Source organism: Pseudomonas putida group bacterium ESBL64 (assembly GCF_045277175.1).
Taxonomy (GTDB): domain Bacteria; phylum Pseudomonadota; class Gammaproteobacteria; order Pseudomonadales; family Pseudomonadaceae; genus Aquipseudomonas; species Aquipseudomonas alloputida.
The window spans coordinates 5,249,809-5,267,986 of sequence record NZ_CP145799.1; the positions used below are offsets into that span (position 1 = coordinate 5,249,809).

General features: G+C 63.4%; 21 protein-coding genes. 17 read left to right on the forward strand and 4 right to left on the reverse strand.

Annotated elements, in window-relative coordinates; all coding sequences use genetic code 11:
- Positions 1-108: 108 nt before the first annotated feature.
- The 15 genes from cobO (at position 109) to V6093_RS23915 (ending at position 12,653) form a co-directional block, all read left to right on the forward strand.
- The gene (gene cobO, locus V6093_RS23845; protein WP_003252448.1) at positions 109-720 is read left to right on the forward strand and encodes a cob(I)yrinic acid a,c-diamide adenosyltransferase; all 612 of its coding nucleotides are present in this window, start codon (positions 109-111) and stop codon (positions 718-720) included.
- A complete protein-coding gene (locus V6093_RS23850; RefSeq protein ID WP_406669631.1) occupies positions 717-2,012 on the forward strand; it encodes a cobyrinate a,c-diamide synthase in 1,296 nt (431 codons plus the stop codon). Before cobO ends, V6093_RS23850 begins: the two co-directional genes overlap by 4 nt.
- Positions 2,009-2,659, forward strand: coding sequence for a 5,6-dimethylbenzimidazole synthase (bluB, locus tag V6093_RS23855; protein ID WP_003252453.1), 651 nt, complete (start codon positions 2,009-2,011; stop codon positions 2,657-2,659). Before V6093_RS23850 ends, bluB begins: the two co-directional genes overlap by 4 nt.
- Positions 2,656-3,564 (forward strand): adenosylcobinamide-phosphate synthase CbiB, encoded by a 909-nt coding sequence (gene cbiB / locus V6093_RS23860; RefSeq protein ID WP_003252455.1) that lies wholly within the window; start codon positions 2,656-2,658, stop codon positions 3,562-3,564. Before bluB ends, cbiB begins: the two co-directional genes overlap by 4 nt.
- Positions 3,557-4,549, forward strand: coding sequence for a threonine-phosphate decarboxylase CobD (gene cobD / locus V6093_RS23865; protein ID WP_265979583.1), 993 nt, complete (start codon positions 3,557-3,559; stop codon positions 4,547-4,549). Before cbiB ends, cobD begins: the two co-directional genes overlap by 8 nt.
- Entirely contained in the window at positions 4,546-6,000 is a 1,455-nt protein-coding gene (locus V6093_RS23870) for a cobyric acid synthase (protein ID WP_054888946.1), read from the forward strand. Before cobD ends, V6093_RS23870 begins: the two co-directional genes overlap by 4 nt.
- A 1-nt stretch (position 6,001) precedes the next feature.
- Positions 6,002-6,523 carry a bifunctional adenosylcobinamide kinase/adenosylcobinamide-phosphate guanylyltransferase gene (cobU, locus tag V6093_RS23875; RefSeq protein ID WP_003252463.1) on the forward strand — a complete coding sequence of 174 codons (522 nt, stop codon included), beginning with the start codon at positions 6,002-6,004 and terminating at the stop codon, positions 6,521-6,523.
- A complete protein-coding gene (gene cobT / locus V6093_RS23880; protein ID WP_004575327.1) occupies positions 6,520-7,575 on the forward strand; it encodes a nicotinate-nucleotide--dimethylbenzimidazole phosphoribosyltransferase in 1,056 nt (351 codons plus the stop codon). Before cobU ends, cobT begins: the two co-directional genes overlap by 4 nt.
- Positions 7,572-8,138, forward strand: coding sequence for a histidine phosphatase family protein (locus V6093_RS23885; protein ID WP_265979581.1), 567 nt, complete (start codon positions 7,572-7,574; stop codon positions 8,136-8,138). Before cobT ends, V6093_RS23885 begins: the two co-directional genes overlap by 4 nt.
- 1 nt (position 8,139) lies before the next feature.
- Complete coding sequence (locus V6093_RS23890; protein ID WP_265979579.1) at positions 8,140-8,862, forward strand: adenosylcobinamide-GDP ribazoletransferase; 723 nt, start codon at positions 8,140-8,142, stop codon at positions 8,860-8,862.
- A gap of 225 nt (positions 8,863-9,087) precedes the next feature.
- Positions 9,088-10,203, forward strand: a complete 1,116-nt coding sequence (locus V6093_RS23895) for a glycoside hydrolase family 5 protein (protein ID WP_265979707.1) — start codon at positions 9,088-9,090, stop codon at positions 10,201-10,203.
- 62 nt (positions 10,204-10,265) lie between these two features.
- Entirely contained in the window at positions 10,266-10,670 is a 405-nt protein-coding gene (locus tag V6093_RS23900; protein ID WP_003252473.1) for a MarR family winged helix-turn-helix transcriptional regulator, read from the forward strand.
- 63 nt (positions 10,671-10,733) lie between these two features.
- Positions 10,734-11,936 carry an MFS transporter gene (locus V6093_RS23905; RefSeq protein ID WP_003252475.1) on the forward strand — a complete coding sequence of 401 codons (1,203 nt, stop codon included), beginning with the start codon at positions 10,734-10,736 and terminating at the stop codon, positions 11,934-11,936.
- Positions 11,933-12,055 (forward strand): hypothetical protein, encoded by a 123-nt coding sequence (locus tag V6093_RS23910; RefSeq protein ID WP_003252477.1) that lies wholly within the window; start codon positions 11,933-11,935, stop codon positions 12,053-12,055. Before V6093_RS23905 ends, V6093_RS23910 begins: the two co-directional genes overlap by 4 nt.
- Before the next feature lie 46 nt (positions 12,056-12,101).
- Entirely contained in the window at positions 12,102-12,653 is a 552-nt protein-coding gene (locus V6093_RS23915) for a glutathione peroxidase (RefSeq protein ID WP_003252479.1), read from the forward strand.
- A 143-nt stretch (positions 12,654-12,796) separates the two neighbouring features.
- On the opposite strand, the gene V6093_RS23920 is transcribed toward V6093_RS23915, so the two are convergent.
- On the reverse strand, positions 12,797-13,057 hold the full coding sequence (locus V6093_RS23920; protein WP_070096274.1) for a DUF2798 domain-containing protein: 261 nt from the start codon (positions 13,055-13,057) through the stop codon (positions 12,797-12,799).
- 113 nt (positions 13,058-13,170) lie between these two features.
- Here V6093_RS23920 and V6093_RS23925 point away from each other — a divergent pair, with 113 nt between their 5' ends.
- A complete protein-coding gene (locus V6093_RS23925) occupies positions 13,171-14,100 on the forward strand; it encodes a LysR family transcriptional regulator (protein WP_010952741.1) in 930 nt (309 codons plus the stop codon).
- Positions 14,101-14,142: 42 nt separating this feature from the next.
- Here V6093_RS23925 and V6093_RS23930 read toward each other — a convergent pair whose 3' ends face one another.
- From V6093_RS23930 to V6093_RS23940, 3 genes are all read right to left on the reverse strand, one after another.
- Entirely contained in the window at positions 14,143-15,423 is a 1,281-nt protein-coding gene (locus V6093_RS23930) for an OmpP1/FadL family transporter (RefSeq protein ID WP_003252486.1), read from the reverse strand.
- A 146-nt stretch (positions 15,424-15,569) separates the two neighbouring features.
- Positions 15,570-16,052, reverse strand: a complete 483-nt coding sequence (locus tag V6093_RS23935; protein ID WP_003252489.1) for a hypothetical protein — start codon at positions 16,050-16,052, stop codon at positions 15,570-15,572.
- A 249-nt stretch (positions 16,053-16,301) separates the two neighbouring features.
- A complete protein-coding gene (locus V6093_RS23940) occupies positions 16,302-16,526 on the reverse strand; it encodes a hypothetical protein (protein ID WP_010952743.1) in 225 nt (74 codons plus the stop codon).
- 950 nt (positions 16,527-17,476) lie between these two features.
- On the opposite strand from V6093_RS23940, the gene V6093_RS23945 reads away from it, so the two are divergent.
- Complete coding sequence (locus tag V6093_RS23945) at positions 17,477-17,896, forward strand: tetratricopeptide repeat protein (RefSeq protein ID WP_012053440.1); 420 nt, start codon at positions 17,477-17,479, stop codon at positions 17,894-17,896.
- The last annotated feature ends 282 nt before the right edge of the window (positions 17,897-18,178 follow it).

An 18,178-nucleotide genomic window follows, 5' to 3' on the forward strand; every position in this document is an offset into this window, starting at 1 on the left:
ATGCGCGGTGCACCGTGGCGCCCAGCCATGGCCTCTGCGCGTTCTCCGTTTGCCTGCCTATTACCTGTCGCCGCGCATTGCCGTGGTGCCAGCCAGCGGAGAACCCTGATGAGCGATTCCACCGAACGCGACGAACGCCACCTGGCGCGCATGCAGCGCAAGAAGGCGGTCATCGACGAACGCATCGCCAATTCCCCTAACGAATGCGGCCTGCTGCTGGTGCTGACCGGCAATGGCAAGGGCAAGAGCAGTTCGGCCTTCGGCATGCTCGCGCGCGCCTTGGGCCACGGCATGCAATGCGGTGTGGTGCAGTTCATCAAGGGCCGCAACAGCACCGGCGAGGAGCTGTTCTTCCGCCGCTTCCCCGAACAGGTGCGCTACCACGTGATGGGCGAGGGCTTTACCTGGGAAACCCAGGACCGCCAGCGTGACATCGCCGCTGCGCAAGCCGCCTGGGCGGTGTCGCGCCAGTTGCTGCAGGACCCAGGTGTACAGTTCGTGGTGCTGGACGAGCTCAACATCGCCCTCAAACATGGCTACCTCGACCTGGACCAGGTACTGTCCGACATTCAGGCCCGCCCGCCCATGCAGCATGTGATTGTCACTGGCCGCGCTGCGAAGCCTGAGATGATCGAACTGGCCGACACCGTGACCGAAATGGGCATGCTCAAGCACGCCTTCCAGGCCGGTATCCGCGCACAGAAGGGCGTCGAACTGTGAGTCGATCGCGCCACTGCCCCGCCGTGTTGATCGCGGCACCCGCCTCAGGCCAGGGCAAGACTACCGTCACTGCTGCGTTGGCCCGCCTGCACCACAACCTCGGGCGCAAGGTGCGGGTGTTCAAATGCGGGCCCGACTTTCTTGACCCGATGATTCTCGAACGGGCCAGTGGCGCGCCGGTGTATCAGCTGGACCTGTGGATGATCGGTGCCGAGGAAAGCCGTCGGCTGCTGTGGGAAGCTGCTGGCGAGGCTGACCTGATCCTCATCGAAGGGGTGATGGGGCTGTTCGACGGCACCCCGTCAAGCGCTGACCTGGCGCGCCACTTTGGCGTGCCGGTGCTGGCGGTGATCGACGGCACAGCCATGGCCCAGACCTTCGGTGCCCTGGCCCTGGGCCTGGCGCGGTACCAGGCCGATCTGCCGTTCGCCGGCGTGCTGGCCAATCGGGTAGGCAGCCTGCGTCATGCGCAACTGCTCGAAGGCAGCCTGACCGAGGGCTTGCGCTGGTATGGCGGCTTGTCCCGCGAACGCGGCATCGAACTGCCCAGCCGCCACCTGGGCCTGGTGCAGGCCAGCGAGCTGAATGACCTGGACACCCGCCTGGACGCTGCCGCCGAAGCGTTGGGCGCCAGTTGCGATGCGGCGTTGCCGCCGCCAGTCAGCTTTGCCGAGCCTGAACCGCAAGCCTGTGTTGCTACGCTGGCCGGTGTGCGCATTGGCGTGGCGCGGGACGAGGCGTTCGCCTTCACGTATGGCGCTAACCTCGACCTGTTGCGCAACCAGGGTGCCCAGCTGGTGTTCTTCTCGCCGCTGCACGACCACGAACTGCCGGCGGTCGACAGCCTGTATCTGCCGGGTGGTTATCCTGAGCTGCATCACCATGCGCTGGCCGCCAACGCACCGATGTGCGAGGCGATCCGCGCCCACCACGCGCAGGGCAAGCCATTGCTGGCCGAGTGCGGCGGCATGCTTTACCTGCTCGATGCCCTGACTGACGTGGCCGGTGAACGTGCCGAACTGCTCGGCCTGCTGCCGGGTGAGGCGACCATGCAGAAGCGCCTGGCCGCCCTGGCGCTGCAGGCGGTGGAGCTGCCGGAGGGGACCTTGCGCGGTCACACCTATCACCATTCGCTGACCAGCACTGCGCTGGAACCGATTGCCCGAGGTCTGAGCCCCAACGGCGGGCGTGGCAACGAGGCGGTTTATCGTCTGGGCCGGCTCACGGCCTCTTACGTGCACTTCTATTTCCCTTCCTGCCCGGATGCGGCGGCGGCACTGTTGCGACCATGAATGATCACGCCTATAGCGACGCCGAGCGCGCCGCCATTTACCGGGCCATCGGCGAGCGCCGCGACATGCGCCATTTTGCGGGTGGCCAGGTGGCGCCCGAGCTGCTTGGCCGCTTGCTGGCGGCCGCGCATCAGGCGCCCAGTGTCGGGCTTATGCAGCCGTGGCGCTTTATCCGCATCACCCAGCGTGACCTGCGCGGGCGCATCCAGGCCTTGGTGGAGGCGGAGCGGGTACGCACGGCCGAGGCGTTGGGCGAGCGATCCGATGCCTTCATGAAATTGAAGGTGGAGGGCATAAACGATTGTGCCGAGCTGCTGGTGGCGGCCTTGATGGACAACCGCGAGCCTCACATCTTCGGCCGCCGCACCCTGCCGGAGATGGACCTGGCCTCGCTGGCCTGTGCCATCCAGAACCTGTGGCTGGCCGCGCGTGGCGAAGGGCTGGGCATGGGCTGGGTGTCGCTGTTCGACCCGCAGGCGTTGGCCGCGCTGCTGGGCATGCCCGCCGGGGCCAAGCCGGTGGCGGTACTGTGCCTTGGGCCGGTCGCCGCGTTCTATCCGGTGCCGATGTTGGTGCAGGAAAGCTGGGCCGAAGAGCGGCCCCTGAGTGAAATGCTTTACGAAAACCAATGGGGAGAGCGTCAATGAGCGTGGCCTTGCTGACCGTGGCCGGGGTGGCCCTGGACGCTTTGCTGGGCGAACCACAGCGGCGCCACCCCTTGGTGGCGTTCGGCAACATGGCCGGCACCCTGGAGCGCCGCCTGAATGCGGGCGGGCGCGGCTGGCGCAGCCACGGCGTGAGCGCGTGGTTTCTGGCGGTGGTGCCGCTGACCCTGGTGGCGCTGGTCCTTTCGTGGCTGCCGTATATTGGCTGGCTGGTTGACGTGCTGGCGCTTTACTGCGCCGTGGGGCTGCGCAGCCTGGGCGAGCATGTGCTGCCGGTGGCCAACGCCTTGCGCCAGGGCGACCTGGCGGAGGCGCGGCACCGCGTTGGCTACCTGGTCAGCCGCGAAACGCGCGAACTGGACGAGCCAGCAGTGGCCCGAGCGGCGACCGAGTCGGTGCTGGAGAACGGCAGCGATGCAGTGTTCGCCGCGTTGTTCTGGTTTGTGGTGGCCGGTGCGCCAGGCGTGGTGCTGTACCGCCTGAGCAACACGCTGGATGCCATGTGGGGCTACCGTAACGAACGTTTCGAGCGCTTTGGCTGGTGCGCGGCGCGCATCGACGATGTGCTCAACTACATACCTGCAAGGCTGGTGGCCCTGACTTATGCCCTGTTGGGCAAGACCCGTCTGGCCCTGGCCTGCTGGCGCAAACAGGGCCCGCTGTGGGACAGCCCCAACGCCGGGCCGGTGATGGCTGCCGGCGCCGGCGCGCTGGGCGTCGAGCTTGGTGGCCCGGCGGTGTACCACGGCGAACTGCATGAGCGGCCGCGTCTGGGCGAGGGGCCAGTGGCCGATGCCGATGCCATCGAGCGCGGCTGGCAGCTGGTGCAGCGCGGCGTGTGGCTGTGGCTGCTGATGATTTGCCTGGGGGCCTATATCAATGCTTGAACATGGTGGCCGCCTGTTACGCGCGGTGCAGCAATACGGTATTGCCCGTGAGCAGTGGCTCGACCTGTCCAGCGGCATTGCGCCCTGGCCATTTCCTGTCCCGCCGATTCCCGTCGACGCCTGGGCCCGCCTGCCAGAAACCGAGGACGGCCTGGAGGACGCCGCGCGCGCGTATTACGGCGCCCGCCAGTTGCTGCCGGTAGCCGGCTCCCAGGCCGCTATCCAGGCCTTGCCGCTGCTGCGTACAACGGCCCGGGTTGGCGTGCTGACGCCGTGCTATGCCGAACACCCCTATGCCTGGCAACGGGCGGGGCACCAACTGCTGGCGCTGGATGAGGCGCAAGTTGAGGCTGCGCTCGACGGCCTCGATGTGCTGGTGCTGGTGAACCCCAACAACCCGACCGGCCAACGGGTGTCGCGTGAACGTCTGCTGGCTTGGCATGCTCGCCTGGCTGCCCGCGGTGGTTGGCTGCTGGTCGACGAAGCATTCATGGACAACACCCCGGCGGACAGCGTGGTGGACTGCGCCGAACGCCCGGGGCTGATCGTGCTGCGCTCGTTTGGCAAGTTCTTCGGCTTGGCCGGCGTGCGCCTGGGCTTCGTTGCCGCCGAACACAGCTTGCTGCTGCGCCTGGCCGAGCTGCTCGGCCCCTGGACCGTCAACGGCCCGACCCGGGTGCTGGCCCAGGCCAGCCTGACCGATCAAACTGCCCAGCGCGCGCAGGCCGAACGCTGTGCTGCTGCCGGCCAGCGGCTTGCGCACGTGTTGCGCATTGCCGGCCTGGCGCCTAGTGGTGGCTGCGACCTGTTCCAGTACGTGCGTAGCGAGCACGCTGCACGCCTGCATGAATTTCTCGCCCGGCGCGGCATCCTGGTACGGCTGTTCGAACAGCCAGCAGCCGTGCGCCTGGGGTTGCCTGCTTGCGCGGCGGACGAACAGCGCCTGGCCCAGGCCCTGGCGGCTTATCAGAAGGAAACGGCATGACGACCCTCATGGTGCAAGGCACCACCTCCGACGCAGGCAAGAGCACACTGGTGACCGCGTTGTGCCGCTGGCTGTTGCGCCAGGGCGTCGCTGTGGTGCCCTTCAAGCCACAGAACATGGCGCTGAACAGCGCGGTGACGGCTGATGGCGGGGAAATCGGCCGTGCCCAGGCGGTGCAGGCCCAGGCCTGCCGGCTACAACCGCACACCGACATGAACCCGGTGCTGCTCAAGCCCAACAGCGATACCGGCGCCCAGGTCATCATCCACGGTCGGGCGGTCACCAGCATGAATGCAGTGGCCTACCACGACTATAAAACCACGGCCATGCAAGCGGTGCTGGCGTCTCACCAACGCCTGAGTGCCGCGTACCCGGTGGTCATGGTCGAGGGTGCGGGGTCGCCGGCAGAGATCAACCTGCGTGCCGGCGATATCGCCAACATGGGCTTTGCCGAAGCGGTGGACTGCCCGGTGATCCTGGTGGCCGACATCAACCGCGGTGGTGTGTTCGCCCATCTGGTGGGCACGCTGGAATTGCTGTCGACCACTGAACAGGCGCGAGTCAAAGGTTTTGTCATCAACCGCTTCCGTGGCGATATCGCCCTGCTGCAGCCAGGGCTGGACTGGCTGGAACAACGCACCGGCAAACCGGTACTGGGCGTACTGCCTTACGTTACCGACCTGCACCTGGAAGCCGAAGACGGTATCGATGTGCGTCAAGGCGTCAAGCACGCGCGCGTGCTCAAGGTGATCGTGCCAGTGCTGCCGCGTATCAGTAACCACACCGATTTCGACCCGCTGCGCCTGCACCCGCAGGTGGACTTGCAGTTCATCGGCCCTGGCCAGCCGATTCCGGCTGCCGACCTCATCATCTTGCCGGGCTCCAAGAGCGTGCGGGGCGACTTGGCACAACTGCGCGAGCGCGGTTGGGACAAGGCCATCGAGCGGCACCTGCGCTATGGCGGCAAGCTGATCGGTATCTGCGGTGGCCTGCAGATGCTGGGGCGGGAAGTGCATGACCCGCTGGGGCTGGAGGGGGCCGCAGGCTCTAGCCAGGGGCTCGGCCTGCTCGACTATGCCACGGTGCTCGAAGCCGAGAAGCAACTGCGCAATGTGGCCGGCACGCTGAGCCTTGAAGCGGCAACGGTAACCGGTTATGAAATTCATGCTGGCGTTACGACGGGGCCTGCGCTGGCGCAACCCGCGGTCCAACTGGCTGATGGCCGCCATGATGGCGCTGTCAGTGTCGATGGCCAGATCCTCGCCACCTACCTGCATGGCCTGTTCGAAGGCAGCCAGTCGTGTGCCGCGCTATTGCGCTGGGCCGGGCTGGAGGATGTGCAGGCTATCGACTACGAAGCGTTGCGCGAACACGACATCGAGCGCCTGGCCGATCTGGTGGAGAAGCACCTGGACACCGCGCAGTTGCGCCAACTGTGTGGGGTAGCCTGACATGCGTAACCTGATTCTCGGTGGCGCCCGGTCTGGCAAAAGCCGCCTGGCCGAACAGTTGGCCAGTGCCAGCGGCTTGCCGGTGACCTACATCGCCACCAGCCAGCCGCTGGATGGCGAAATGAACGAACGCGTGTTGCTGCATCGTCAGCGCCGGCCGGATGACTGGGGGTTGATCGAAGAGCCCTTGGCCCTGGCCGCGGTACTGCGCGCCGAAGCGGCCGAAGGGCGCTGCCTGCTGGTGGATTGCCTGACCCTGTGGCTGACCAATTTGTTGATGCTGGAAGATGACCAGCGCCTGGCCGAGGAGCGTGATGCCCTGCTGGCGTGCCTGGAACAGTTACCTGGCACCCTTATCCTGGTCAGTAACGAAACCGGCCTGGGCGTCGTGCCCATGGGCGAGCTGACCCGGCGCTATGTCGACCTGGCCGGCTGGCTGCACCAGGCAGTGGCCGAACGCTGTCAGCGTGTCGTGCTGACCGTGGCCGGCCTGCCCTTAATCCTCAAAGGACCTGCACTATGACCCAAGCCTGGTGGCGTGACGCCTGCCAACCCCTCGACAACGCCGCCATGGACCAGGCCCGCGCCCGTCAGCAGCAACTGACCAAACCTGCAGGCTCGCTCGGCCAACTTGAAGCGCTGGCGATTCAGCTGGCTGGCCTTCAGGGGCTTGAACGACCCACGCTGGATCAGGTTGCCATCACCATTTTTGCCGGCGACCACGGCGTGGTCGAAGAGGGCATCTCGGCCTATCCGCAGGCGGTAACCGGGCAGATGCTATGTAACTTCGTCGGCGGGGGCGCGGCGATCAGTGTGCTGGCGCGGCAACTGCAGGCCAGCCTGGACGTAGTCGACCTGGGCACCATTGACGCGCAGTTGGAGCTGCCCGGCGTGCGTCATCTGCGCCTGGGCACCGGTACTGCCAACTTTGCCCGTCAACCCGCGATGACCGAAAACCAGCTGCAAGCGGCCTTGCAGGCTGGTCGCGACAGTGCCCAGCGCGCCGCCGAACAGGGCGCACAGCTGTTCATCGGTGGCGAGATGGGCATTGGTAACACCACAGCCGCCGCAGCCTTGGCCAGTGTTCTGCTGGGGTGTCCGGCGTCGGAGCTGAGTGGCCCTGGCACTGGCCTGGACAACGCCGGGGTACAGCACAAGGCTGAAGTCATCGAGAGGGCGCTGCGCCTGCATGGCCTGCGTGCTGAAGACCCGTTGCAGGTACTGGGCTGTGTTGGCGGTTTCGAGATCGCGGCGTTGGTCGGTGCCTACATAGGTTGTGCGCAGGCGGGTGTCGCGGTGCTGGTGGATGGCTTTATCTGCAGTGTCGCTGCGCTCGTGGCAGTGCGCCTCAACCCGCAGTGTCGGGCCTGGCTGTTGTTCGCTCATCAGGGCGCTGAGCCCGGGCACAAGGCCTTGCTTGCTGCACTGCAGGCCGAGCCCCTGCTGGCCTTGGGCTTGCGCCTGGGTGAGGGCAGTGGCGCTGCCTTGGCGGTGCCGCTGTTGCGCCTGGCCTGTGCGCTGCATGGGCAGATGGCGACCTTTGCCGAGGCCGCGGTGGCGGACCGCCCGGCATGATCCTCGACTTGCTGCGCCATGGTGAAACGGAACAAGGCGGCCTGCGTGGCAGCCTTGATGATGCCTTGACCGACAAGGGCTGGGCACAGATGCGCCGCGCGGTGGCCGACGGCGGCCCATGGCAGGTGCTGGTCAGCTCGCCGCTGCAACGTTGTGGGCGTTTTGCCGATGAGCTGGGTGCGCAGTTGAACCTGCCTGTGCAGCGTGAGCCCGCCCTGCAGGAACTGCACTTCGGTGATTGGGAGGGCCAAAGTGCCGCGCAGATCATGGAGCACCAGGCTGATGCACTGGGCCGTTTCTGGGCCGACCCTTACGCCTTCACACCGCCCAATGGCGAGCCGGTCGAGGCGTTTGCCGAACGGGTGCTGGCGGCTGTCGAGCGTTTGCGCCTTCAGCATGCCGGCAAGCGCGTGCTGCTGGTCACCCATGGCGGCGTCATGCGGCTGTTACTGGCCCGTGCCCGTGGCTTGCCCAGGGAGCAGTTGCTGCAGGTCGAGGTGGGCCATGGCGCGTTGATGCGGCTGTTGCCAGGTGGCGATGGGCAACTGGTCGAGGCGCCCTGAGATGTTGCCGTTCTGGATAGCCCTGCAATTTCTCAGCAGCCTGCCGGTGAGCCTGGCGGGCATGCCGGCACCGCGTGAGGTAGGGCATTCGCTGCTGTACTACCCGCTGGTCGGGTTGCTGTTCGGCTTGCTGCTGTGGTTGGCCAGTCATCTGCTTCAGGGCACGCCGTCGCCGCTGCACGCGGCTTTGCTGCTGACACTGTGGGTACTGCTCAGTGGTGCCTTGCACCTGGATGGCCTGGCGGACAGTGCCGACGCCTGGCTAGGTGGTTTCGGCGACCGTGAGCGCACCTTGCGGATCATGAAAGACCCGCGCAGTGGGCCGATTGCCGTGGTCACCCTGGTCTTGGTGTTGTTGCTGAAGTTTTGCGCATTGTGGGTGCTGGTCGGGCAGGGCATCGGCGCGCAATTACTGCTGGCGCCGTTGATCGGGCGGGCGGCGATGTTGGGCCTGTTCCTTGGCACACCTTATGTGCGACCTGGCGGGTTGGGCCAGGCGTTGGCCGAACATTTGCCCCGGCGCGCGGCGGGGTGGGTGTTGCTGGTTTGTGTGCTGTTCTGCCTCTTCTTGGGCGGATGGAGCGTGCTGCTGGCGCTGGCGGTGTTTGCCTGGTTGCGGCATCTGATGTGCCGGCGCCTGGGCGGGACCACCGGTGATACCGCCGGTGCGTTGCTGGAGCTGCTGGAGCTGGCCGTCGTGCTCGGGTTGGCGCTGGGGCTTTGAGCGCTTGATCTGGACGGCCCTTTAGCGGCTGCTTTGCGGTGCTTTCGCAGCACGCCATAGGTGTGGAGGGGCAGTAACTTCCAGAAACGGTCCGGAAGCGCCTGCCTCTTCCTTGCCGGCGTATCCTCAGCCTCCCCCCAGCAACCAGGTAGGCTTCCCGTGCGTCACTGGATCTTTGCCAGTCTATTGGTCCTGTCCACCCTCCCAGCCACTGCTGCAGACCTCATGGCGTTCTGGGACACCCCACGCCACGGCGGCAACAGCTTCAACCGGCTGCCACCCGATCAAGCCTACTTCGATGCCCTGAGGGGGTACGGCGCCACATGGGTGCGGCTGTCGTACGACAAATGGCAACCCGTGAAACGTGATTTCCTCCTCGGCAGCGCCGATACCTATGAAGGCCTGCCCGGCGCCGACCTGGCTGTGCTGCGTGCCACCCTCGACCGGGCGCACCAGGCGGGGCTCAAGGTGGTCATCGCGCCACTCTCGCTACCGGGTATGCGCTGGTCGCAAAACAACCAGGGCCAGTTCGATGATCGCCTGTGGCAAGACAAACGCTACTGGTCCCAGGCTGCGGCGTTCTGGCGAGATATGGCGCGCGAACTGAAAAGTCATCCGGCCATCGCGGCCTACAACTTGATCAATGAGCCAGCACCGGAGAAACAGGGCGGCCTGGCTGAACATGCCGAACTCGGGCAGATGCAGCAGTGGTATGCGCAAGCGCAGGGCGGTGCGCGCGATCTGCCCTTGCTGTACCGGCAACTGATAGCAGCCATACGCGAAGAAGACACTGACACGCCGATCATGGTCGATGCCGGCTGGTATGCAGGCGCAGACGCGTTCGGCTACTGGTCGGCGCCGCTGGAAGACCCGCGAGTGCTGTACAGCGTGCACATGTACGAGCCCTATGCCGCAACCAGTGCGCCGAATATGGCGCGCAAACAGCCCATCGCCTATCCAGGCCTCGTACCTTTTGCCGGGCAGACACAGCTGTGGGATGGGCGGCGAGTTGAGCGTTACCTGCGCCAGCCGCTGGCATGGGCCGAGGCCATGGGGCTGCCGCTGTCTCGCCTGGTGGTGGGTGAGTTTGGCTGCATGCGCAGGCTGCCGGGTTGCCGGCAGTACCTTGAAGATGTACTCGTCGTGCTGGATCGTAACCGGTTGCACTGGGCGTTCTATAGCTTTCGTGAAGACAACTGGGATGGCATGGACTACGAGCTGGGCACGGCGAAGGTGCCGTGGCGCTACTGGCAGGCGGTCGAGCAGGGCGCGCCAGACCCCTTGGCGCGCAAGGCCACGGTTGAGTTCGAACCGATCCGCAGGCGCTTGAACCCGGACTGACGCTTCTCACTCTTTCGTGAAACTTCTTGCAACACTCAGTACGCGGGTATATACACGTATCCATGCTGACCAGTGAATGCATCTGTACCCACCTACGTCGCGCCGCCCGCGGGGTGAGCCGGCATTACGACGAAGCCCTTGCCGGCTTCGGGGTCAATGTCGCCCAGTTTTCCCTGCTGCGGCACCTGCAGCGGCTCGACCGACCCAGCATCACAGCCCTGGCCGAAGCCATGGGGCTCGAGCGCAGTACCCTGGGCCGCAACCTGCGTGTGCTGGAGGCGGATGGGCTGGTAGCACTGGGCGATGGCGACGACCAGCGTAACCGCGTGGTGCTGTTGACCGAGGCGGGTAAGCAACTGCTGCACGTTGCCCACCCAGCCTGGGAGCAGGCCCAGAAAGAACTGGTTGAACGGCTTGGGGTGGGGCAGCGGGATGAACTGGTGCGACTGCTGGAACAACTGGCCTGAAGTGAAACGACTATAAGCGGGTATATACCCGCAAAACCTTGCGATGTGCTGGAGATAACGACAATGACTTCGGTGTGGCGAACCAGCGGATGGGTGTTGGTGGGGGCGGCCTTGATACTGGCGCTGTCTCTGGGCGTACGGCACGGCTTTGGCCTGTTTCTGGGGCCGATGAGTGCTGATTTCGGCTGGGGGCGTGGGGTGTTTGCCTTCGCCATTGCCCTGCAGAACCTGATCTGGGGCCTGGCGCAGCCGTTCGCCGGCGCCTTGGCCGACCGGCTTGGCGCGGCGCGGGTGGTCATCATCGGCGGTATTCTCTATGCCGTCGGTTTGATCTTGATGGGCTTGGCTGATTCGCCTTGGTCGTTGTCGCTGAGTGCGGGCTTGCTGATCGGCATCGGCCTGTCTGGCACGTCGTTCTCGGTCATTCTCGGTGTGGTCGGGCGTGCCGTGCCGGCCGAAAAGCGCAGCATGGCCATGGGGATCGCCAGCGCCGCCGGGTCATTCGGTCAGTTCGCCATGTTGCCGGGCACCCAAGGCCTGATTCAGTGGCTGGGCTGGTCGGCAGCGTTGCTGGTCCTGGGCCTTTTGGTGGCGTTCATCGTGCCTTTCGTCGGCCTGCTGCGCGATCGCCCGTTACCCAGTCACGGTGCCGAGCAGACCCTGGGCCAGGCGCTGCGCGAGGCGTGCACGCACTCTGGCTTCTGGTTGCTGGCGCTGGGCTTTTTTGTCTGTGGCTTCCAGGTCGTATTCATTGGCGTTCACCTGCCGGCCTACCTGGTTGACCAGCACCTGGCTGCGGCCACCGGTACGACAGTGCTGGCGCTGGTCGGCCTGTTCAACATCGTCGGTACCTTCACTGCTGGCTGGTTGGGCGGGCGCATGTCCAAGCCGCGCCTGCTGACCGGGTTGTACCTGCTGCGTGCGGTGGTGATCGTGCTGTTCCTGTGGGCGCCGGTGAGCGAGTTCAGTGCTTACCTGTTCGGCATTGCCATGGGGCTGCTGTGGTTGTCCACGGTTCCGTTGACCAATGGCACCGTGGCCACGGTGTTCGGGGTGCGCAACCTGTCCATGCTGGGCGGTATCGTGTTCCTGTTCCATCAGTTGGGTGCGTTCCTGGGGGGCTGGCTGGGTGGGGTGGTGTATGACCGCACCGGTAGCTACGACCTGGTCTGGCAGATTTCCATCCTGCTCAGCTTGTTGGCCGCTGCCCTTAACTGGCCGGTGCGCGAACGCCCGGTTTCACGCCTGCAGGCACAGGCTGCATGAACCGTTACCTGGTCCGCGGGCTGTTGGCTATTGCCGTGCTGCTGGTGCTGGCACTGGTGTGGTGGGGCTGGCATCAGGGAGGGATGGCGTTGATGCAACTGGGCATGGGTGTTTGTTAGGCGCTACCCTGCAAGTTCAAAGGTAGCGATGCAGGAGAGACGAGTCATGCGTGCACATTGGTTGACGGTGCCGGTGCTGGCCCTGCTTGCCAGTACATCAAGCTGGGCTGCAGATTGCCCGGCGTTGTTGCAGGGCAGCCTGCCGGAATTGCGCGGTAAGGGGCAGGTCGACCTCTGCGAGCGCTTTGCCGGCAAGCCGCTCGTGGTGGTGAATACTGCCAGTTATTGCGGTTTTGCCCCGCAGTTCGAGGGGCTTGAGGCGACGTACAAGGAATATCACGAGCAAGGCCTGGAAATGCTCGGCGTGCCGTCCAATGACTTCAAGCAGGAAGACGCCGACAGTGAGAAGACTGCCAAGGTTTGCTATGCCAACTACGGTGTCACCTTCACCATGACCAAGACGCAGGCGGTGCGGGGCAAGGATGCGATACCGCTGTTTGCGGAGCTGGCCAGCCAGAGCAGTGCGCCGAAGTGGAATTTCTACAAGTATGTTGTCGATCGCAAGGGCAAGGTGATCGGTAACTTCTCCAGCCTGACCAAACCGGATGATCCTGCGTTCCGCGCCGCTATCGAAAAGGCCATCGCCTCACAGCAGTAACCAGGCTGTGCTTGCTGCGGCTTTTGCGTCTAAGCGCGAGGCAGTTCAGGCGACGCAGATTGCGACTTCAGTAGGCCTTACGCCGTCCTCCTGAAGTCGCGGGATCAAGATCAAAAACAGGAAGTGGCTGGCTGCGGGTGACTTCACCGTGCATGCACGGTAATCGCCACCAACCGCACCACCACCGGCCGGACCACCAGCACACACACAAATGCCACCGGCATCGCCAGCTGATAGGCCTTGAGCACATTGCCCAGATACTCCGGGGTAAACCCGGCATTGGCCGCCGTGATCACGAAGCACATCAACAGCGCCATGATCGACGACATGTAGAACGCGAAAACGTAGGGAGTAGCGACGGGGTGCAATTTACGTCGACTGCGCGACCGGGACAGGTTGCTCATGCGAACTCCTGAAAGCTGAGTGGAAGCGCAGATTAGCAACCTGCCCCCTGCAGCTGTAGACCGGCAGCATTGAGTTCTTTATAAAGAAACTCTTACGAATCCAAGCGCTCACCATGGACCTGCTCAACGCCATTCGCTGCTTCATCAAGGTGGTCGAGGCCGGTAGCATCGCTGCTGGTGCCCGTATTCTCGGCCTCAGTCCGGCAGCCGTCAGCCAGAACCTGGCGCGGCTGGAAGGTCACCTGCAAGTACGCCTGCTCAGCCGAACCACACGCAGCATGGCCCTGACGCCCTCTGGCGCCCAGTATTACGAGCGTGTAAAGCATATCGAGCGTGATCTGGCCCTGGCCGAACAGGCAGTGACAACACCCGACAGCGAGCCTCAGGGGCGGCTGTGCATTGCCTCGACCTCTGCCTTCGGCCGCCATGTGCTGGCGCCATTGATTCCTGCTTTCAGTGCCCGCTACCCTTTACTTTCGATAGAGTTGGTAACGACTGATCGTCGGGTCAACCATGCCCGTGAAGACGTTGACGTGAGCCTGCGCATTGCCCCGCAGCTCGAAGACCAGCTGTTGGCCCGGCGCATCGCCCGCATCCCGTTCATTTGTTGTGCCTCACCCGGATACCTGCAAAGTGCTGGCGTACCTGCCACGCCCGAGGCCTTGCGCGGGCACCGTTGCCTGGTGTTTCGCTATCCGGTGGATGGCCGCTTCTTGCGCTGGGGCTTCATGCGGGACGGCCTGCGCTTCGAAGCGGAATTCGGCACTGTATTGATCAGCGACGATATCGATGCCCTGACCCAGATGGCCTTGCACGATGGTGGCATCACCCGTCTGGCCGAGTTCATCGTGCGGCCGCACCTGGCCTCGGGGGCCTTGGTGCCGCTGTTCGAATACTGCGACAGCAGCCAGGCTTACGCCCAGACCGAGCCCATGGACATCTACCTGTGCCTGGCCGATCGCTTTGCCATGACCACCAAGGTGCGCGCATTCATGGACTATCTGCGCGAATGCCTGGGCGACAGCTGGCAAGTGCAGGCATGAAAAAAACCGCCACGAGGGCGGTTTTCATGTCACGCACAGGAATCAGAAGCGGTAGGTGAGGGATGCACCGATACCGTGAGCGCTGTTCTCGTACTTGGCCTGGTAGCTGCCTTTCAACAGCCCTTGTTGCTGCGAGCTTGGCAGGTTGTTGACCTTGGTATCCTCTTCCCACAGATACGAATAGGCAACGTCGATGGTCATGTCATCGTTCGGGCTCCAGCCGGCACCAAAGCTGACCGCTTTACGATCGCCAGTCGGAATGCGTGGCGAGCGATCATGGTTGTTGGTGGGCGACTGGTCGACGGAGAAGCCTGCGCGCAGGGTCCACTCCTTGTTCACCTTGTAGGACGCACCAATGGCGTGGGCCCAGGTGTCGTGCCAGTTCTGCTCTTCGGTGATGGTCTTCAACGGGTAGCCTGCCGGCGCTTCGTTCTCGACGACGATGCTTTCCAGGCGGCTCCAGCGCGTCCAGGTGCTACCCGCATACAGTGTCCAATGGTCATCCAGTTCATGAGTGACCGAGAAGTCCACTGACTCTGGTGTCTTGATTTTCAGGCTGGCGTCGAACTTGCCGTTCAGGCCAAGCTGTGGAATCGGGTAGGAAACGCGGGTATTGCCTTCAAGCTTGTAGTCGACCATCGAGTGATAGGTCAGGCCCAGACGGGTACGGTCCGTAGCTTGTACCATAACGCCGATGTTGTAACCGATCGCAGTGTCGTCGCCCTTGATCTTGGTCTCGCCGTCAGGGCCATTGGGCCCCAGGAGGGCCTTGCTGCTCAGGTTCGAACCCAGTTCACCCTTGATACGGTTGATAGTCGGGCCAAAACCGATCGACACTTTGTCGTTGAAGGCGTAGCTGACGGTTGGCTGGAAGGTGACAACCTCGACCTTGCTCTTCTTGCCCCAGTAGCGTGCAGCGTCATCGCTGCCGTAGTCGGTGATCAGGCCATATGGCACGTAAACGCCGAAGCCAACGCTCCAGTGATCATCAATCGGCTTGACGTAATAGCCCATGGGTACGCCAACGAGAGGCACCATGTCACCATCGGTTTCCCCCCCGAAGTTGCTGCCTGGGCCCGATATGTCGGTCTTGGCGATGACGGCAGCGCCGCCCACGGTGAATTGTTCGCGCTTGAGGCGGGACATGCCGGCCGGGTTGCCATACACAGTGCTGGCATCTTCGGCAGAGGACGAGCGCCCCGCAAAACCGGTTCCCATGCCGCTGATACTTTGTTCGTTCAGCGCGAACCCGGCGGCGAGCAGTTGGCTGGAAGCAAGCGCAACAGCTACGCCGAGGGAGGTTTTGAGCATTACTTTTTTCATTATTAGAAAACTCCTTGGGTCTCCGGGGCGAAAAGCTACCAACAAATCACGCGCCGCGCTATAGGCTCAATCGCAGGAGTTAGTGCGGTTTTGTAGGACAATCCGACCAAAATTCCCTTTTTTCCGGTTTACTTGTAGGACGCGTCTCAAGATGCCTGTGGCAATTTCTGATCTATGCAGGCATGCCAGGCGTGGGTGAAGTCGCGCAGACGACCCTGGGGGTTGAAAATCTGCCGCCAGATTCGCGCCAGTGCCAGTAGATCGTCCGCCGCAGGCAATGGGGTGGCCTGCTCTTCGATGAGCATCCAGGCAATGGCAGTGGAATAGCGCAGGTTGACGGTGAGCTCCAGGTGCGGGCCACCCAGGAAGGCGTGCTGGCTGGCCAGGCCGCGGACCAGGCTGGCCAGGTCGGGGTCACGGGCCAGGTATTCGTCCCAGAGCGCCTGGTGACGATGTTCGCCGATGCGGTAAAGGCCGTGCCCGCGTCGGTCGTGCAGGGCTGAGCCGAGTGCTGACTGGCTGGCGGCGATCCCCAGTAGCAAGGCTTCGGCGCTGGCGCAGTGACGGTTCAGGTAGACCAGGGTGGGTCGGATCACATACTGACACAATTCATTCGCCGCAATACCCATGATGCCCTCGAGCAGGTAAGGGCCGGACGGGCGCTGGAGCTTGGCAGCTGGTGAATGATCAGGCCCGCCGGGAGCGGAAAGCACCGCTCGAGTTGAAGTGTAGTGTGATAATCGTGGTGTAAAGAGCTGTTTTTAAATCGATTACTGCCTGATGCTCCGGGCTATATGCCCTAAGGCAATTACGCCAAAAGCGTTCAGGCAGTCTTGCGATTGGATGATTCAGCGCTTGAATACCCCGGTATTCGCCGGTCACGCGGTGAGCGACTGACGCGTCCGGGCGATCACCGCCTGCAGCGGTTCATGGCGGCTGTACTGCTCGTGGTACAGGCGTTCGGTGTGGCAGGCAACGCCGTGTTCGTCTACCAAGGTAAAGCTGAAGCTGCCCTTGCGTGGGGCAACGATAAGGCACTTCAACGGCGAGAAGGCCTGGGAGAGGGTGCCAATGGCAGCCTGAATCTGATGATGAGTTTGCATATTGTTGGAGGTTCCTGCTTTAAACACGGGGGATATGATCCGTGCATGATAGAAACGTTCCAGTGACGCCTTTATTAAGGGACGAACGAACCTGACTGGAACAGGGCAGCCAGAGGGGGCGCAATCAAATGTGGGCGCTTGGGCTGACTGGTAGGTACTTCGGAAGGCAGGCAGCACGCCGGGGCCAAGGTTCTAGGCCGTCGAGGTGGGATCCTGATCAATCTGTCATGTGATTCGTGCTTGCGCAGCGTAAGGCTGGCGAGGGAATCATTGAATGGGCCGGTCCTTGTTTCAGCAGGGACGCTCTTGGGGGGAGCGAGTCTGCAAGGACGCTTGCGGCCAGAATTGACTTTCAGCTTGGTACTAACGAGGGGCACCTTACCGGAAGCGAAGATGTTTGGCAAGCACTACGTTTGTTCAGGTGAGCCGCGCAGTATGGCGCGAATTTTCGCTGCTGGGAAGAGGGGGTAAATGGCCCGAATGCCGTCCGATGTGCCCTTTTCGTGCACCCAAATGGAGGTTTATGGTGCACTTGTTCACATTCGGGGCAGCGCTTGTAACGGCTTGGCAACACCACCCAGCAGCCTCGCCAATGCCTTGACTGCGTGGTTAAGTCAATGAAAAAAAACACTATTTTTAGCTGGTGAAAAAATCGTCAGTTTGACCAAAGCCCCCAATTCACGGGGGTTTGAGGGGTGTGAGAGGGGGTTGTCCACCGAGTTATCCACAGGAACTGTGGATTGTCCCGAGCGCTTGCTCTAGCACGGGCGTGCCAGCAATGGGATGAACTGTCCGACAATCGCCATGCTCCAACAGACCGGTTGGTCATCCACCTGGAAACGTCAAGAAAAGATCATTGAAATTTTTTTCAATCCTCCAGAAATCGACAGGCCAGGGCGAGAAAAAAAGAGTAGAGTGGCGCGCCTTTCGAGTTACCAAACCTGTTGCTCATGAAGTTTCGCGGTAAACACCTTTCCAGCCCCGCTGCATCGACACCTGCACCTCCTGCCAAACGCTTTTCCCTGAAAGTGGCCTTGTGGTTGCTCGACAGCCCGCGCCTGGGCGACAACCCTCAGGTCAAGCACCTGGCCGGGCGCTTGCTGAAGCAGCCTGCGCGCCAAGGTGTGGTTGTGGCGCAGAGCCGCCTGGGGCAGATGCTGTGCCGCGATTGTGGCAACGCCCGTGACCGGCGTATAGGCCATGAGCTGCTGCGTCAGGCTGCCCGCGCAGGGGATCGGCGGGCGCAGCTGGAGTACGCTCGGCTGTGTCAGCACAACGAGCCGGAGCAGGCGCGCTATTGGCTTGAGCTTGCGGCAGGGCAGGGGTCGCAGGAAGCGCGGCGCTTGTTGCGACAGTGGTTTTCTGTCTGAGCTTTTTTGCCTGCGCGGGCCCTTTCGCGAGCAATCACCGATGTGTGTCCACCGCCGTGGTAGGAGCGGGTTTACCCGCGAATACGGTGGCGGCAGCAACGGTGAACGGCGGGTGGAGGTTGGCCAGCAGGGCCGGCCCTTTCGCGGGTGAACCCGCTCCTACGGGCGACCGTGCAGGCATTACCTTTGCCTTCAGGCTTGCGCAGCGGGCAGGCCCGCGATGAGGCCGATGCAGGCAACACGCCAGTCAGGCTGATAAGCTGCACTCTATTTGCATCAGAG

What these genes read in the sequence shown, in the direction of transcription:
- cobO (WP_003252448.1), top strand. Translation starts at nt 109, where the DNA reads ATGAGCGATTCCACCGAACGCGACGAACGCCACCTGGCGCGCATGCAG.
- bluB (WP_003252453.1), top strand. Translation starts at nt 2,009, where the DNA reads ATGAATGATCACGCCTATAGCGACGCCGAGCGCGCCGCCATTTACCGG.
- cbiB (WP_003252455.1), top strand. Translation starts at nt 2,656, where the DNA reads ATGAGCGTGGCCTTGCTGACCGTGGCCGGGGTGGCCCTGGACGCTTTG.
- cobD (WP_265979583.1), top strand. Translation starts at nt 3,557, where the DNA reads ATGCTTGAACATGGTGGCCGCCTGTTACGCGCGGTGCAGCAATACGGT.
- V6093_RS23870 (WP_054888946.1), top strand. Translation starts at nt 4,546, where the DNA reads ATGACGACCCTCATGGTGCAAGGCACCACCTCCGACGCAGGCAAGAGC.
- cobU (WP_003252463.1), top strand. Translation starts at nt 6,002, where the DNA reads ATGCGTAACCTGATTCTCGGTGGCGCCCGGTCTGGCAAAAGCCGCCTG.
- cobT (WP_004575327.1), top strand. Translation starts at nt 6,520, where the DNA reads ATGACCCAAGCCTGGTGGCGTGACGCCTGCCAACCCCTCGACAACGCC.
- V6093_RS23885 (WP_265979581.1), top strand. Translation starts at nt 7,572, where the DNA reads ATGATCCTCGACTTGCTGCGCCATGGTGAAACGGAACAAGGCGGCCTG.
- V6093_RS23890 (WP_265979579.1), top strand. Translation starts at nt 8,140, where the DNA reads ATGTTGCCGTTCTGGATAGCCCTGCAATTTCTCAGCAGCCTGCCGGTG.
- V6093_RS23895 (WP_265979707.1), top strand. Translation starts at nt 9,088, where the DNA reads ATGGCGTTCTGGGACACCCCACGCCACGGCGGCAACAGCTTCAACCGG.
- V6093_RS23900 (WP_003252473.1), top strand. Translation starts at nt 10,266, where the DNA reads ATGCTGACCAGTGAATGCATCTGTACCCACCTACGTCGCGCCGCCCGC.
- V6093_RS23905 (WP_003252475.1), top strand. Translation starts at nt 10,734, where the DNA reads ATGACTTCGGTGTGGCGAACCAGCGGATGGGTGTTGGTGGGGGCGGCC.
- V6093_RS23910 (WP_003252477.1), top strand. Translation starts at nt 11,933, where the DNA reads ATGAACCGTTACCTGGTCCGCGGGCTGTTGGCTATTGCCGTGCTGCTG.
- V6093_RS23915 (WP_003252479.1), top strand. Translation starts at nt 12,102, where the DNA reads ATGCGTGCACATTGGTTGACGGTGCCGGTGCTGGCCCTGCTTGCCAGT.
- V6093_RS23920 (WP_070096274.1), bottom strand. Translation starts at nt 13,057, where the DNA reads ATGAGCAACCTGTCCCGGTCGCGCAGTCGACGTAAATTGCACCCCGTC.
- V6093_RS23925 (WP_010952741.1), top strand. Translation starts at nt 13,171, where the DNA reads ATGGACCTGCTCAACGCCATTCGCTGCTTCATCAAGGTGGTCGAGGCC.
- V6093_RS23930 (WP_003252486.1), bottom strand. Translation starts at nt 15,423, where the DNA reads ATGAAAAAAGTAATGCTCAAAACCTCCCTCGGCGTAGCTGTTGCGCTT.
- V6093_RS23935 (WP_003252489.1), bottom strand. Translation starts at nt 16,052, where the DNA reads ATGGGTATTGCGGCGAATGAATTGTGTCAGTATGTGATCCGACCCACC.
- V6093_RS23940 (WP_010952743.1), bottom strand. Translation starts at nt 16,526, where the DNA reads ATGCAAACTCATCATCAGATTCAGGCTGCCATTGGCACCCTCTCCCAG.
- V6093_RS23945 (WP_012053440.1), top strand. Translation starts at nt 17,477, where the DNA reads ATGAAGTTTCGCGGTAAACACCTTTCCAGCCCCGCTGCATCGACACCT.